Raw genomic sequence first — 14,086 nt, 5'->3', positions numbered from 1 at the left:
CGGGGAGACACTCTGCCACCTCGACCGCACCGCCTACCGACGCCGCAACGTCGTCGAACGCTGCTTCAACAAGCTCAAGCAGAACAAAGCCCTCGCCACCCGCTACGACAAACGAGCCCGCCACTACAAAGCCCTGACCACCCTCGCCTGCCTACGACTCTGGCTCCCCACCGACATTGCGGACACCCCCTAGAGCCTGCCCCTTCGGGCACGGTGGGCTTGGCCCTTCGGGTACGGCGGGCTTGGCCCTTCGGGCACGGTGGGCTTGGCCCTTCGGGCACGCGGCCGGGTTCCTTCGGGCACGGCGGGCGGGGCCGCCCTCAGGTCGTCGGTACCGCCCGTACCGGATACACCCGCACCGCCACCCCCTCCTCGTCCAGACACCGCCCCGACTCCAGGTCGAACCGCTGCTTCAGCAGGGGGGACGCGACGAACGGGCGGCCCTCGTGGCTGCCGGTCAGACCGCGGGAGAGGACCGCCGCGCCGCTGAACGGATCACGGTTGTCGATGGCGTGGAGCCGGTCGGCGCGATCACGGAACAGGGCCACCTGCTCGCCGTCCGGCAGCAGGGCCGCCACACCCCGGCCGGGCAGCAGCCGGTCCAGGGCGCAGAGGGTGGACCAGACGTCGCCGGCCAGCCGGATCTGCACCACCACCGGGCCGACCGGGTCCGTGGCGCCGGGCGCGGGAGCGGTCGTTCCAGGGGTGCCGGTCGTTCCAGGGGTGGCGGTTGTTGCGGGGGTGGCGGTCATCGCTGGGCGGTTCCTTCCAGGACGGGGCCCGCGGGGCGCGGGCCGATCGCCAGCAGGGGGAGGTCGGGCTTGATCTGGTCGCGTTCGGGGACGAAACCGACGACCGGGTCGGGGGTGTCGGGCGCGTTCACGAAGGACACGAAACGGGCCAGCCGCTCGGGATCGGCGATGGTCTCGGCCCACTCGTCGCGGTAGTGGGTCACATGGGCGGCCATCAGCCGCTCCAGCTCGTCACCGATGCCGAGGGAGTCCCGCACCACCACGTCCCGTACGTGGTCCAGGCCGCCGGGCAGCCGCTCCAGCCAGGCCGAGGTGCGCTCCAGCCGGTCCGCCGTACGGATGTAGAACATCAGGAAGCGGTCGATCAGCCGGATCAGCCCGGCGTCGGACAGATCCTGGGCCAGCAGGTCCGCGTGGCGCGGGGACGCGCCCCCGTTGCCGCCGACGTACAGATTCCAGCCGCTCGCCGTCGCGATCACCCCGAAGTCCTTCGACCGGGCCTCCGCGCACTCACGGGCACAGCCCGACACCGCCGACTTGAGCTTGTGCGGCGCGCGCAGCCCCCGGTAGCGAAGCTCCAGGTCGATCGCCATCCGCACCGAGTCCTGGACGCCGTACCGGCACCAGGTCTCACCCACACAGGACTTCACCGTGCGCAGCGCCTTGCCGTACGCGTGCCCCGACTCGAAGCCCGCGTCCACCAACCGGGTCCAGATCAGCGGGAGTTGCTCCACCCGCGCACCGAACAGGTCGATCCGCTGACCGCCGGTGATCTTGGTGTAGAGGCCGAAGTCCCGGGCGATCTCGCCGAGGACGATCAGCTTCTCCGGGGTGATCTCGCCGCCGGGCACGCGGGGGACGACGGAGTACGAGCCGTTCCGCTGGAGGTTGGCGAGGAAGTGGTCGTTGCTGTCCTGGAGGGCCGCCTGTTCGCCGTCCAGGACGTAGCCGCTCGCGCCGATCGCGGGGGCGAGGGAGGCGATGAGCGAGCCGACGGCCGGTTTGCAGACCTCGCAGCCCTCACCGCCGCGCGCGTTCTCCCGGCCGTGGCGGTCGAGCAGTTCGCGGTGGGTGGTGATCCGCAGGGCGAGGACGATCTCGTACAACTCCTCGCGGGTCTGCGGGAAGCAGCCGCACAGGCCCTGGTCCACCTCGGCGCCGCCCGCCTCCCGTTCGGCGCCGACCAGCCGGCCCAGCATCTTGACGCAACTGCCGCAGCCGGTGCCGGCCCGGGTGCGCTTCTGCACCTCGGCGACGGAGACGCACCCGTGGTCGGTCACCGCGCACCGGACCGTGCCCTTGGTGACGTTGTGGCAGGAGCAGACGACCGCGTCGTCCGGGAGGGCGGAGGGGCCGAGGCGGTCGCCGCCGCCCGCGCCGGCCGGCAGCACCAGGGACTCGGCGGCGACCGGCGGGACCGAGCCGGTGAGGGCGCGCAGGGTGCCGTAGGCGTCGGCGTCGCCCACCAGGACGCCGCCGAGCAGGGTGCCGTCCCGGCCCATGACCAGCTTCTTGTACAGGCCCGAGCGGGAGTCGGAGTACACCACGTCCAGACAGTCGTCGGCCGTGCCGTGCGCGTCGCCGAAGGACGCCACGTCCACCCCCAGCAGCTTCAGCTTGGTGGAGAGGTCGGCGCCGGTGAAGGACACGGTCGCCGGGCCGGACCGCGCACCGGCCGCCGCGATCGTCGCCGCCGCCGTCTCCGCCTGCTCGTAGCCCGGCGCCACCAGCCCGTACACCCGGCCGTCCGCCGCCAGCGCGCACTCGCCGATCGCGAACACATGGGGATCGGTGACCGTACGGCACTGTTCGTCCACCGCGACGCCACCGCGTTCACCGACCGCGAGTCCGCAGGCGCGGGCCAGTGCGTCGCGGGGCCGGACACCGGCGCTGAACACCACCAGATCGACGGCGAGTTCACCGCCGTCGGACAGTCTCATGCCCGTCACCGCGCCCGCCGCGTCCGTGACGATCTCCTGGGTGCCCGTGCCGGTGTGGACGGTCAGCCCCATGCCCTCGACGGTGCGCAGCAGGGCCGCCCCGCCGCCCTCGTCCACCTGGACCGGCATCAGCCGGGGCGCGAACTCCACGATGTGCGTGTCCAGTCCGAGCCCCTGGAGCGCGCCCGCCGCCTCCAGGCCGAGCAGCCCGCCGCCGACCACCGCGCCGACCCGGGCCCCGGCCCGCGCGTACGCCTCGATCGCCAGCAGGTCCTCGATCGTGCGGTACACGAAACAGCCCTCGGCGTCCTTGCCGGGGACCGGCGGCACGAAGGGGGAGGAGCCGGTGGCCAGGACGAGGGTGTCGTAGGCGACGGTGAGCCCCGAGCGGGTGGTCACGGTCCTGGCCGTCCGGTCGACCGACTCGACCGGGTCCCCGGTCCTCAGCTCGATACCGTGCCGCGCGATGAACTCCGGCTCGGTCAGGGAGAGTTGTTCCGGAGTCCGGCCGGAGAAGTACGAGGTGAGCCCGACCCGGTCGTACGCCGGACGCGGCTCCTCACCGAGCACGACCACCCGGTGGCTGCCGACGGGTCCGCGCTCGGCGAGCGCCTCCAGGAAGCGCTGGCCGACCATGCCGTGGCCGACGAGCACGATCGTGGGGATGGCCCCCGAACTGCCGGTCATGCACGGGCCTCCGTCGTACGGGCCATCGCCATAGGGGCCTTCGTCGTACGGGCCTCAGCCCTGTGGGCCTTGGTGGTGCGGGCCTCAGTCATGTGGGCCTCCCTCGTGGGTTCCATGGGTGAGCAGATGGAGCAGCGGGCCTTCCTCGGGAAGCGGCTCCGTCCCCTCCCACGCGCGGGCGAGCGCGCCGACGCTGCCGAGTTCGCCGACCAGCACCCCGCCCACCAGCCGGTCGGCGCGGACGACGACCTTGCGGTACGTGCCCCGGGTGGCGTCGGTGAGCTGGACGACGTCGTCGCCGGGGAGGGGGACGGGGTCACCGAACGCGGCGAGGTCGAGATCGGGCCCCGCACCGGGTCCGAGTCCGGGTCCGGGGCCGGGGCCGGGGCCGGGGCCGAAGGGGGGAACAGGGGCGGGTGCCTCGCCGGTCAGGGTCAGCCGGGTCAGCGCGCGGGTGCCCGTGTACCGGGCCGTCCCGTCACCCGCGAGGAGTCGGGCGAGGGTGTCCGCCTGCTCCAGGGCGGGGGCGGCGAGTCCGTAGAGGGTGCCGTCGTGCCGGGCGCAGTCGCCGATCGCGTGGATGCGCGGGTCGGACGTCCGCAGCGCGTCGTCCACGAGGACGCCCTGGCGCACGGCCAGCCCGGCGTCCTCGGCGAGCCCCACGCGCGGCTGCACCCCGCAGGCCAGCACCACGAGGTCGGTGTCGAGCGCGTACCCGTCGGCCAGTTCGACCGCCTCTACGGTCCTCGCGCCGCCGTCCGCCCCGGCGGCGACCCGCACACCCCGCACCCGGCACTCGGTGTGCACTTCGACGCCCAGCCCCGTCAGATGGCGCCGGACGAGGGCGGAGGCGCCGGGGTCGAGATGGCGTTCCATGAGCCGCTCGGCCTGCTGGACGAGCACCACTCGGGCACCGCGTACGGCCAGTGCGCGGGCGGCGGAGACACCGAGCAGCCCGCCGCCGATGACGACCGCCCGCACCCCCGGCCGCAACGCCCGGGACAGGCCCAGACAGTCGTCCATGGTCCGGAACGCGTGCACCCCGTCCGGCAGTTCGGGCGCGGCGCCCGTGAACAGACCGCGCAGCGGCGGCAGCACCGGGTTGGAGCCGGTGGCCAGGACCAGGGTGTCGTACGGGATCGGCGTGCCGTCGGCGCAGCGCACCGTACGGGTGCGGCGGTCGATGCCGATGACCCGGGCGCGGGTCGGCGCCCCGCCGGAGGGGACGCCGATCACTTCCGGCGGGTACCGCCCCGCCAGCACCTCGGCGAGCAGCACCCGGTTGTACGGCCGGTGCCGCTCCTCGCCGACGAGCAGCGCGGGCCGGCCCAGTTCGCCCAGGCGGCGGGCGAGCCGGGCGCCCGCGAGTCCGGCGCCGATCACCACCACACGCGCATTCGAGGTCATGCACGGCAGCGTGCGCGGCGGGTGTTACCCGGCCGCATCCCCCCTGTTTCCCGCGCGGAACGCTGCGCTCAGCGGGGACGGGGGGTGGATGTGAGGACACGGCCCCCACCAGGGCATCTCCGAGCCCGGACCCGGACCCGGACCCGGGCCCGAACCTGGACCCGAGCCCGAGCCCGAGCCCGGACCCGGACCCGGACCCGGACCCGGACCCGGACCTTGACCTGGGCCGGGCCATACGTGAGTCCTTGCCCTGCGCGAGTCCTGGCGGAATAGCATTCCTCGAATGCGGACGGCGGCCCGGGATCGCGTTCCCTATCAAGAACCTGTCGAAAACCCTCAGTTCGGCAATGCCGTGGCAAGGTAGACACGTCAACCCGATGATGCCCCTATTCGCCAGGGCCGCACGGCAAGATCCAAGGGAGAGTCCATTGACGAGTCCTGATCCGGTGACGCGTGGCACCGGGCGACGCTCCGTCCTCAAGTACGCCGCCGCCGGCGCGATAGGCGTGGGCGCCTCGGCATTCGCGCACAGGGGCGCCTTCGCCGCGGCGTCGGCGGTCGACGGTGATGCCGCCCAGTATGTGCAGAAGTTGTACCAGGACGCGCTGGACGAGGGCGGCAAGCTTGTCGTCTGGGCCGGCGGCAGTTCCCCCAACCAGGAGGACAGGACGCGTGACGCGTTCGTCGCCGCCTTCCCCGGAATCGACGCCGTTTTCACCGTCCGCTACAGTCCGGTGCAAAGTGCCCTGGTCAATCGGCAATTGGCCCTGGGCGGTCTGGAACCGGACCTCATTCAGATACAGACCCTGTACGATTTCGACCACTGGAAATCCCAGAACGCACTCCTGCCGTACCGCCCGCCGGGCGCACCAGCGGTGTTTCCGCAGTACCGGGACCCCGACGACACCTATATCGGCATCATGGTCCGTTCGTTCGGCCGCGTCAGCAACAGCACCCTTCTCTCCGATGCCGAGGCGCCCAGGGACGCCAGTGACTTTCTGGCACCCGCGTTCCGCGACAAGATCGTGATTCCGGACCCGACCGCGGAAGACGTATCCTGTTCGCGTTCTACCTGGTGACGCAGAAATACGGTCTGCGCTACATGGAGCAGTTCATGGAGCAGCGGCCACTGATCGTCGCCAACGCGGGCGCGACCTCGGCGTCGCTGATCAGCGGGCAGCGGACGGCGACTCTCGCCCACATCGCGTCGTTGGCGCCCGTCCCGGGGCAGCCCCTTCGCTACGTCGTGCCACGGACCGACCAGTTCATGAGCTGGCCGCAGACGGCGGCGATCTTCCGCAAGGCGCGCCATCCGGCAGCGGCGAAGCTCTACCTCGCGTGGCAGATGACGGTGGCGCGACAGAGCGCCGGCTTGCAGTGGCCCACGCGCCGCGACGCCACGCCCGCCGCCGGCTGGAAGCACATCAACACATACAACAGCCGACTCGCCGGCTTCCGTGAGTTCCTCCGCGACCGCGCCGAGGTCGAACGCTACCGGTCGGTGATCAGAACCTTCGTCGCTCCCTAGCGGACGGAGCAGGCCGAGCGGACGGAGCCCGAGCAGGCCGAGCGGCCGAGCGGGCCCGAGACCGGCACGGAACCTCAGATGACGCTCAGGTACGTGGACGCCACACACACCCCGAACCTAAGGTCGCGATCATGCCCGACATATCGCTGACCATGCTGGCCGTCCTGTGCATCGCCGCCCTCGCGGCGGGCTGGATCGACGCCGTGGTCGGTGGTGGAGGGCTCCTGCTGCTGCCCGCCCTGCTGCTCGGGCTCCCCGGCTCGACCCCGGCCGCGCACGCCCTCGGCACCAACAAGGCGGTCGCTATCGTCGGCACCACGGGCGCCGCGATCACGTACGCCCGCAAGGCGCCCGTGGAGGTCGGCACCGCCGTCCGGATCGGACTCGCCGCGCTCGCCGGATCCTCGGGCGGTGCCTTCTTCGCGGCCGGGATGAGCACCGAGGTGCTCAAGCCGGTCATCATGGTGGTACTGCTCGGCGTCGCCGCCTTCGTGATCCTCAAGCCCGCCTTCGGCGCGGCCCCGGCGCCCGGCCCCGTCACCCGCCGCCGGGTCTTCGCCGCGATCGGCCTCGCCGGTCTCGGCATCGGCTTCTACGACGGTCTGGTGGGGCCCGGCACCGGCACCTTCCTGGTCCTCGCCCTGACCGCCGTGCTCCACCTCGACCTGGTGACCGCCTCGGCCACCGCGAAGATCGTGAACTGCTGCACCAACGCCGGCGCCCTCGCCATGTTCGCCTGGCAGGGCGCGGTGCTGTGGCAACTCGCCGCCCTGATGGCGGTCTTCAACCTCGCCGGTGGCATGCTCGGCGCGCACACCGCGCTGAAGAAGGGCAGCGGGTTCGTCCGGGTCGTACTGCTGACGGTGGTGTTCGCGCTCGTGGCGAACATGGCGTACGAGCAGTGGCTCGCGTAGCCGTTCCCCTCGGCCGACCCCCCGACCCCCCCGACCCCCCCGACCCCCCGACCCCCCGACCCCGACGCTCCGCCCAGCGCTCCGCCGGACCGCGAGCCCCGCGCCCCGCGGTCTACCGGGCCCATGCGCTACACGCTCTGCCCGGCGCCCCGCCTGACCAGCAGGTCCACCACACCGGTGGCGCCCTCGTCCGGGTGGCCCTCGGCCAGCCGCTGCTCCATCAGCCGCCAGATCGGCGTGAACAGCTCGGTGCTGACGCCCTGCTCCTCGGCGGTGCGGCGCATGGTCGCGTTGCCCGCCACCATCATGGCGAGGTTGGAGACCACGCCCTCGCGGTAGTCGCCGCTCTCCAACTGCTCCGCCACGCCGGACGCGAACGGCGCCATCGCCACGAGCCAGTCGATCAGCAGCGGCGCGAACTCCGTCGGCGCGATGTCCTCCCGGCGCAGCAGCGCGAAGGCGTGCAGCACCCCGCTGAACAGCCCGTCCAGCCCGCTCAGCAGCGCGATGTCGTGCAGCGCTGCGAAACCGGGGTCCTCACCCACGTACGTGGTGCCGCCCGGCACCGCGAGGGTCTCCCGGTGCTCCTCGAACAGCGCGGACGAACCGCTGTAGAAGACATAGCCGCCCGACTCGGGGTTCCCGATCATCGGCGGTACGGCCATGATCCCGGCGTCCAGGAAACGTGCGCCGCGCTCCTGGACCCAGGTGGCGCGGGTACGGCCGTCGGCCGGGGTGCCGGTGGTCAGGTTGACCACGTCGCGGCCGGTGAGGTCGGTGCCGTCGAGGGCCTCCCCGACGGAGGCGTCGTCGAGCAGGCAGACCACGACCAGCCGGTTCGCCGCCACGGCCTCGGCGGCGCTCGCGGCGACCTTCGCTCCGTCGGCGGCGAGGGCCTCGGCGCGGGCGGCGGTGCGGTTCCAGACGGTCACCGGGTGACCGGCGGCCAGCCAGGCACGGGCCAGGGCGGTACCCATGGCCCCGGCGCCGAGGAGAGTGACGGGGGTACGGGAGGAAGAAGAGGAAGAAGAGGAAGAAGAGAGGGAGGTGGCGGGGGAAGACGTCGTGTCGTTCATGACGTTTAGGCTCGTCGTAGGGACGTCCCCGCTCAAGTACGTACTTTGGAGTGGGCGGTTACCTCAAGGTAAGCGTCCTGCTGGGTGACGTGACGACGGAGTCGACGGAAGGGGCGGCCTGAAATGCCGAGCATGCGACGGCCGGGAGCGTACGTCTGCGGGATCGACGCCGCGATGGATGTGATCGGCGGCAAGTGGAAGGTGCTCATCCTCTGGGCGCTGGACGAGCGGCCCCACCGGTTCGGTGAACTGCGCCGGGGGCTGCCCGGGGTGACCGAGAAGGTGCTGGCCGCGCAGTTGCGGGAGCTTGAGGCGGACGGGATCGTGCACCGCGAGGAGTACGACGAGGTGCCGCCGCGGGTCGAGTACTCGCTCACCGAGCGCGGCACCTCGCTGAACGAGGCGCTGCTCCCGCTGGGGCAGTGGGGGCGCAGCCAGGTGCTGGGACTGGAGACACCGGAGCCGGTGCTGTCGCCGTGACCCCGCGGTCGCCATGACGGGTGCCCGGTCCGTCCGGTGGCGCCCGTCAGGACAATGACGTCCGTCGGATCAGTGGCTGCCCGTCAGATGGGCGAACACCACCACGTTCCCTTGGTAGCCGGTGTCCCGCGAGTAGCCGCCGCCGCAGGTGATCACCCGCAGTTCGGGCCGGTCGGCGGCGCCGTACACCTTCCGGTCGGGGAACGCGTCCGTGTCGTAGACCTCCACGGCGTCCACCGTGAACTCGGCGACCGTGCCGTCCCGCCGGTCCACCTCGATCCGGCTGCCCCGCTTGAGCGCGCCGAGCCGGTAGAAGACGGCGGGACCCTTCGCGTTGTCGACATGCCCGGCGACGACGGCGGTGCCGGTCTCGCCGGGCTGGGCGCCGGCCTCGTACCACCCCGCCAGGTTCTTCCGCTCGGCGGGCGGTACGTCCAGGCTGCCGCTCGTGGTGAGGCCGAGGCCCATCAGCGGGGCGTCCACGCCGATCGACGCGATACGCACCCGGTCCGGCGGGGACGGTGGCAGTGCGGGCGCGGCGGCCCCCGGCACGACAGGGGCGGAGCGGGCCGCCTCGGCGGCGGACGGCTGCGGCGGCGGTGCCGCGGGCCCCGTGCCGCTCAGCAGCCAGACGCCCGCGCAGAGCGCGACGACGGTGACCCCGGCTATCGCGGAGTCCCCCACGGTACGCATGACGACCCCTCTCCAGGCCCGGTCCCCGACGGACCCCTCCGCCTCGGTCTCTTCGGTCTCTCTGGCGGCCCGCCCGGTCGGCCCCCTCACCCCTCCGGGCCGCGAGGGGCGTCGGACCCGGAGGGGTGGGGGTCTGCGGTACCGGCGGACGGACAGCGGAGGGTGTCCGTCACATCCCGTCGCCTCTCGCCCGGCGATGCAGGAGCCAGGTACCGCCCGCGGCGGCGACGGCGAGCGCCGTCACACCGGCCGCGGTCTGTACGGGGTCGGGGCCCAGGGCGCCGCCGACCCCCGTCTTCACACTTCCGCGCGGATAGACCTGTCCATGGGCCGGCGTCAGCGCGACCACCAGGTCGCCCAGCGCCTCCCGCCGCCCGTCCAGGCACCGCGCGACGATCTCGTACGTCCCCGGCTGCGCGCTGGGCGGCACCCGGAACTGGCCGATCGCGTTGCCCTCGTCCGCGCTGGGCGCCAGGGTGAACCGTCCGGCGCCCACCGCGCCGGCGTCGCCGTCCGCGGTCCCGGCCCCGCCGCAGGCGCCCGTGCTCGCGGTGACATGGTCGCCGGGTGCCACGGTGCCCGGCGACACCTCCAGCACTCCGGTGGCCGGGTTCGTCCCGCCGCCGTACGCGGGGGCGGCGAGGCCGGCCACGCCGGTGGCGGCCAGCGCTCCGGCGGCGAGCAGCCGGGCGGTACGTCGCATCGGGGCTCCTTTGAGCTTCCACGGGGCGACGGCCCGCGGCACTTCTGTGCCGCTGTGGATGTCGAACGCGCCCCTGCCCTTCCGAGGAAACGGCCGACAGCATGCGCGCGCTTGTCGAGGAATCGGCCCGATGTGGGATGAACGGGTGGCGCTGATGCGGTCCGCAGGCCGAGGCGCGGGACGTTTCAGCAGGTCACGGGGAGGGGCCGGGCGGCCGACGGGGAACTGGGGGAAACGGGACGGCCCGAGGAGCCAAATGGGAGCCGAAGGGCGGCCGGGAGGGGACGAACGGGTGACCGAGGCACGGGCGCCCCCGCCCGCTTGACCTCAACCAATCTTGAGGTGCCAGCCTCTTGCCCCATGACCACAGAGACCCGAGAACACCCCATGACCGGTCGGACCCCCGCCACCGCACCGGCCCCGCTCGCCGTCACCGTCGTCGTCGGCAGCAACCGGCACGGCCGCTTCGGCCCGGTCGTCGCCTCCTGGCTGCTGGACCGGCTGCGCGCCCGCGTGGACCTGGAGCCCCGGACCGTGGACGTCGCCGAAGTGCACCTGCCCACCAGCATGGCGTCCACCCCCGAGGCCACCGCCGCACTCGACCAGGTCACCCCGCGGCTGGCGGTGGCGGACGCTTTCATCGTCCTGACCCCCGAGTACAACCACTCGTTCCCGGCCGGACTGAAGAACCTCATCGACTGGCACTACGACGAATGGCAGGCCAAGCCCGTCGCCCTCGTCTCCTACGGCGGACGCTCGGGCGGTCTGCGGGCGGTGGAGCATCTGCGCCAGGTCTTCGCCGAACTGCACGCCGTCACGGTCCGCGACTCGGTCTCCTTCCACAACGCCGGGGCCTCCTTCGACGACGCGGGCCGCCTGAAGGACCCGGCCGACGCCGACGCCGCCGCCAAGGCGATGCTCGATCAGCTCGTGTGGTGGGGGAGGGCGTTGCGCGAGGCCCGCCACACCACCCCCTACCAGGGATGACCCGCCGCCCGTACGCACAGGGGGGCGAGGGACAATCCCGTCCGTGACCCTCCCGTTCTTCGTCTACGGCACCCTCCGCCCCGGCGAGCCCAACCACGACGCCTTCCTGCGGGGACGCACCGGCGCGGAGGAACCCGCCCGCCTCACCGGCGCGGTCCTCTACGACGGCCCCGGCTATCCGTACGCCGTCCCGGAACCCGGCGGAGTGGTCCGCGGCGACCTGGTCACCGCCCTCCCGGACGCCTACGAGGCCCTGCTGACCACCCTGGACGAACTGGAGGAGTACGTCCCCGGCGACCCCCGCAGCCTCTACGAGCGGGCCGTGTGCGAAGTGACCCGCGAGACCGACGGCACCGCGGTCCGCGCCTGGGTCTACTTCGCCGCCCCGCCCGTCGCCGCGAGCCTACGCACCCGCGGCACCCGCATCACCAATGGCGACTGGCGAACCCGGGGCGGCGAGAGGCACCCCGGGTACGCCGAGGGATGACCGAGGACGCCGAAAGGCGGCTCGGGGACGCCGAGGGCCGAACCGGGGACGCCGAGGGTCGAACCGGGGACGCCGAGGGTCGAACCGGGGACGCCGAGGGTCGAACCGGGGGCGGCGAGGACCGAACCGGGGACGGCGAAAGCCGAACCGGCAACGGCGAGAGACAACCCGCGCCCCGCCCCCTCCCGGTCGGGTCAGGCGCCCCCTCCCGGCCCCGGGTCAGACGCCCCCCTCCCGGTCGGGTCAGCGCCCCCTCCCGGGCGGGTCAGGCGCCCTCCACCCGCACCGCGCACGCCTTGAACTCCGGCATTCCGGATGTCGGGTCCAGCGCCGGGTTGGTCAGGGTATTGGCGCGGCCCTCGCCCGGCCAGTGGAAGGGCATGAACACCGTGTCGGGCCGGATGGCGGAGGTGATCCGGGCCGGTGCCACCGCGCGCCCCCGCCGGGACACCACCGCCACCGGCTCCCCCTCGGCCACGCCCACCCGGGCCGCCAGCCGGGGATGCAACTCCACGAACGGCCCCGGCGCCGCCGCGTTCAGCTCGGGAACCCGCCGGGTCTGCGCCCCCGACTGGTACTGCGCCACCACCCGGCCCGTCGTCAGCAGCACCGGATACTCGGCGTCCGGCTCCTCGGCACCCGCCCGGTGCGACACGGCCACGAACCGCGCCTGCCCGTCCACCGTGGCGAACCGGTCGAGAAAGAGCCGTGGCGTCCCGGGATGAGGGACACCCTCACCCTCCCCACCCTCCCCGCCCGCCTCGCTGGCGGGACACGGCCAGAAGACTCCCCCCTCCTCCGCGAGCCGCCGGTAGGTGATCCCGGAGTAGTCCGCCGCCCCGCCCGCGCTCGCCCGGCGCAACTCCTCGAAGACCTCCTCCGGATCGACCGGGAACCCCTTCCCCACCCCCAGCCGGGCGGCCAGTCCGTGCAGCACCTCCAGATCGCTGCGCACCCCCCGCGGCGGAGCGACGGCCCGCCGCCGCAGCAGCACCCTGCCCTCCAGACTGGTCGTGGTCCCGCTCTCCTCCGCCCACTGGGTGACCGGCAGGACGACATCGGCGAGCGCCGCCGTCTCCGACAGCACCACATCGCACACCGCGAGGAACTCCAACGACCTGATCCGCTCCTCCACATGCGCGGCCCGCGGCGCCGACACCACCGGGTTGGAGCCCATCAGCAGCAGGGCGCGGAGGTCGGTGCCGAGCGCGTTCAGCAGTTCGTACGCGCTGCGCCCCGGCCCGGGGAGGGAGTCCGGGTCCACGCCCCACACCCCGGCGACATGCCGCCGCGCCGCCGGGTCGTCCAGCTTGCGGTAGCCGGGCAACTGGTCCGCCTTCTGCCCGTGCTCCCGTCCGCCCTGGCCGTTGCCCTGCCCCGTCAGACAGCCGTATCCGGACAGCGGCCGTCCGGCCCGCCCGGTCGCGAGACAGAGATTGATCCACGCGCCGACCGTGTCCGTGCCCTTGGACTGCTGCTCGGGCCCCCGCGCGGTCAGCACCATCGCCGCCTCGGGCGCGCAGAACATCCGCGCCGCCTCCCGCAGCCGGGGCACCGGCACCCCGGTGATCCGCTCCACGTACTCCGGCCAGAACTCCATCGCCGCGGCCCGCGCCTGCGCCCAACCGACCGTCCGCTCCCGGATGTACGCCTCGTCCGTACGTCCCTCCGCCACCACCAGGTGCAGCAGCCCCAGCGCGAGCGCCAGATCCGTGCCCGGCCGGGGCGCGAGATGGAGATCGGCCTGTTCGGCGGTCCGGGTGCGGCGCGGGTCGATCACCACGAGCGTGCCGCCGTTGGCCCTCAGTTCGGTCAGATAGCGCAGGGCGGGCGGCATGGTCTCGGCCAGGTTCGACCCGACGAGGATCAGACACCCGGTCCTCGGGACGTCCTCCAGCGGGAACGGCAGCCCCCGGTCCAGCCCGAACGCCCTCGTCCCCGCCGCCGCGGCCGAGGACATGCAGAACCGCCCGTTGTAGTCGATCTGTGAGGTGCCCAGCACCACCCGCGCGAACTTGCCCAGCGCGTACGCCTTCTCGTTGGTCAGCCCGCCCCCGCCGAACACCCCCACCGCGTCCGCGCCGTGCGCCGCCCGGATCCCGCCCAGCGCCCCCGCGATCCGGTCCAGCGCGCTCTCCCACGACGCCGGGACCAGCACCCCGCCCTCCCGCACCAGCGGCGAGTCCAGCCGCACCCCGGACGCCAGCACCGCGGGCGCCGTACGCCCCTTGCCGCACAGCGCGCCCCGGTTCACCGGGAAGTCGGCCCGCTCCACCACCTCGACCCCACCGCCCGCCACGGGCGTGAGCCCCATCCCGCACTGGAGGGCGCAGTACGGACAGTGGGTGGGCGTCACCGCGCCGGCGCTGTTCATACCGCTCAGCGTCGGCGGCCGGTGTTACAGGCCGTGACCGGCCCGCGTTACACGGCCG

Annotated in this window: 13 protein-coding genes and 1 pseudogene; 7 read left to right on the top strand and 7 right to left on the bottom strand. The window is 73.2% G+C overall.

Annotated features, from left to right (window positions below; all coding sequences use genetic code 11):
- Positions 1–193 (top strand): annotated as a pseudogene (locus ACIQNG_RS28945) (hypothetical protein); the annotation flags it as partial.
- A 127-nt stretch (positions 194–320) separates the two neighbouring features.
- Here ACIQNG_RS28945 and nirD read toward each other — a convergent pair.
- From nirD to ACIQNG_RS28930, 3 genes are all read right to left on the bottom strand, one after another.
- Positions 321–752, bottom strand: coding sequence for a nitrite reductase small subunit NirD (gene nirD, locus ACIQNG_RS28940; RefSeq protein WP_401489087.1), 432 nt, complete (start codon positions 750–752; stop codon positions 321–323).
- Complete coding sequence (gene nirB, locus ACIQNG_RS28935; RefSeq protein ID WP_401489085.1) at positions 749–3,379, bottom strand: nitrite reductase large subunit NirB; 2,631 nt, start codon at positions 3,377–3,379, stop codon at positions 749–751. The genes nirD and nirB overlap by 4 nt, the downstream gene beginning before the upstream one ends.
- Positions 3,380–3,463: 84 nt before the next feature.
- Positions 3,464–4,786, bottom strand: a complete 1,323-nt coding sequence (locus ACIQNG_RS28930; protein ID WP_401489083.1) for an NAD(P)/FAD-dependent oxidoreductase — start codon at positions 4,784–4,786, stop codon at positions 3,464–3,466.
- Positions 4,787–5,214: 428 nt separating this feature from the next.
- On the opposite strand from ACIQNG_RS28930, the gene ACIQNG_RS28925 reads away from it, so the two are divergent.
- The 3 genes from ACIQNG_RS28925 (at position 5,215) to ACIQNG_RS28915 (ending at position 7,228) form a co-directional block, all read left to right on the top strand.
- Positions 5,215–5,865, top strand: coding sequence for an ABC transporter substrate-binding protein (locus ACIQNG_RS28925; protein ID WP_401489081.1), 651 nt, complete (start codon positions 5,215–5,217; stop codon positions 5,863–5,865).
- Positions 5,862–6,314, top strand: coding sequence for a hypothetical protein (locus tag ACIQNG_RS28920; RefSeq protein WP_401430286.1), 453 nt, complete (start codon positions 5,862–5,864; stop codon positions 6,312–6,314). Before ACIQNG_RS28925 ends, ACIQNG_RS28920 begins: the two co-directional genes overlap by 4 nt.
- A gap of 131 nt (positions 6,315–6,445) precedes the next feature.
- The gene (locus ACIQNG_RS28915; RefSeq protein ID WP_401430284.1) at positions 6,446–7,228 is read left to right on the top strand and encodes a sulfite exporter TauE/SafE family protein; all 783 of its coding nucleotides are present in this window, start codon (positions 6,446–6,448) and stop codon (positions 7,226–7,228) included.
- 128 nt (positions 7,229–7,356) lie between these two features.
- Here ACIQNG_RS28915 and ACIQNG_RS28910 read toward each other — a convergent pair whose 3' ends face one another.
- Entirely contained in the window at positions 7,357–8,205 is an 849-nt protein-coding gene (locus tag ACIQNG_RS28910; protein ID WP_401489097.1) for an NAD(P)-dependent oxidoreductase, read from the bottom strand.
- A 222-nt stretch (positions 8,206–8,427) separates the two neighbouring features.
- Here ACIQNG_RS28910 and ACIQNG_RS28905 point away from each other — a divergent pair, with 222 nt between their 5' ends.
- On the top strand, positions 8,428–8,784 hold the full coding sequence (locus ACIQNG_RS28905) for a winged helix-turn-helix transcriptional regulator (RefSeq protein ID WP_401489079.1): 357 nt from the start codon (positions 8,428–8,430) through the stop codon (positions 8,782–8,784).
- 69 nt (positions 8,785–8,853) lie between these two features.
- Here the strand turns inward: ACIQNG_RS28905 and ACIQNG_RS28900 are convergent, their stop codons facing one another.
- Both ACIQNG_RS28900 and ACIQNG_RS28895 read right to left on the bottom strand, forming a co-directional pair.
- Complete coding sequence (locus ACIQNG_RS28900; protein WP_401489077.1) at positions 8,854–9,477, bottom strand: class F sortase; 624 nt, start codon at positions 9,475–9,477, stop codon at positions 8,854–8,856.
- Between the two features lie 169 nt (positions 9,478–9,646).
- The gene (locus tag ACIQNG_RS28895; protein WP_401430278.1) at positions 9,647–10,180 is read right to left on the bottom strand and encodes a hypothetical protein; all 534 of its coding nucleotides are present in this window, start codon (positions 10,178–10,180) and stop codon (positions 9,647–9,649) included.
- Between the two features lie 387 nt (positions 10,181–10,567).
- On the opposite strand from ACIQNG_RS28895, the gene ACIQNG_RS28890 reads away from it, so the two are divergent.
- Both ACIQNG_RS28890 and ACIQNG_RS28885 read left to right on the top strand, forming a co-directional pair.
- Positions 10,568–11,167 carry an NADPH-dependent FMN reductase gene (locus ACIQNG_RS28890; RefSeq protein ID WP_401489075.1) on the top strand — a complete coding sequence of 200 codons (600 nt, stop codon included), beginning with the start codon at positions 10,568–10,570 and terminating at the stop codon, positions 11,165–11,167.
- 43 nt (positions 11,168–11,210) lie between these two features.
- On the top strand, positions 11,211–11,654 hold the full coding sequence (locus ACIQNG_RS28885; protein WP_401489073.1) for a gamma-glutamylcyclotransferase family protein: 444 nt from the start codon (positions 11,211–11,213) through the stop codon (positions 11,652–11,654).
- A 265-nt stretch (positions 11,655–11,919) separates the two neighbouring features.
- Here the strand turns inward: ACIQNG_RS28885 and ACIQNG_RS28880 are convergent, their stop codons facing one another.
- Positions 11,920–14,028 carry a molybdopterin oxidoreductase family protein gene (locus ACIQNG_RS28880; RefSeq protein WP_401489072.1) on the bottom strand — a complete coding sequence of 703 codons (2,109 nt, stop codon included), beginning with the start codon at positions 14,026–14,028 and terminating at the stop codon, positions 11,920–11,922.
- Positions 14,029–14,086: the final 58 nt, after the last annotated feature.

Origin of the sequence: Streptomyces sp. NPDC091377 (genome assembly GCF_044757045.1) — a bacterium.
Classification (GTDB): Bacteria; Actinomycetota; Actinomycetes; order Streptomycetales; family Streptomycetaceae; genus Streptomyces.
Note: the sequence above shows the minus strand (reverse complement) of the source record. Positions and strands in the feature narration are given on the sequence as shown.

Excerpts from the sequence above, each read along its gene's own strand:
- nirD (WP_401489087.1), bottom strand. The coding sequence starts at position 752 with ATGACCGCCACCCCCGCAACAACCGCCACCCCTGGAACGACCGGCACC.
- ACIQNG_RS28910 (WP_401489097.1), bottom strand. The coding sequence starts at position 8,205 with ATGGGTACCGCCCTGGCCCGTGCCTGGCTGGCCGCCGGTCACCCGGTG.
- ACIQNG_RS28930 (WP_401489083.1), bottom strand. The coding sequence starts at position 4,786 with ATGACCTCGAATGCGCGTGTGGTGGTGATCGGCGCCGGACTCGCGGGC.
- ACIQNG_RS28880 (WP_401489072.1), bottom strand. The coding sequence starts at position 14,028 with ATGAACAGCGCCGGCGCGGTGACGCCCACCCACTGTCCGTACTGCGCC.
- nirB (WP_401489085.1), bottom strand. The coding sequence starts at position 3,379 with ATGACCGGCAGTTCGGGGGCCATCCCCACGATCGTGCTCGTCGGCCAC.
- ACIQNG_RS28900 (WP_401489077.1), bottom strand. The coding sequence starts at position 9,477 with ATGCGTACCGTGGGGGACTCCGCGATAGCCGGGGTCACCGTCGTCGCG.
- ACIQNG_RS28905 (WP_401489079.1), top strand. The coding sequence starts at position 8,428 with ATGCCGAGCATGCGACGGCCGGGAGCGTACGTCTGCGGGATCGACGCC.
- ACIQNG_RS28895 (WP_401430278.1), bottom strand. The coding sequence starts at position 10,180 with ATGCGACGTACCGCCCGGCTGCTCGCCGCCGGAGCGCTGGCCGCCACC.
- ACIQNG_RS28890 (WP_401489075.1), top strand. The coding sequence starts at position 10,568 with ATGACCGGTCGGACCCCCGCCACCGCACCGGCCCCGCTCGCCGTCACC.
- ACIQNG_RS28915 (WP_401430284.1), top strand. The coding sequence starts at position 6,446 with ATGCCCGACATATCGCTGACCATGCTGGCCGTCCTGTGCATCGCCGCC.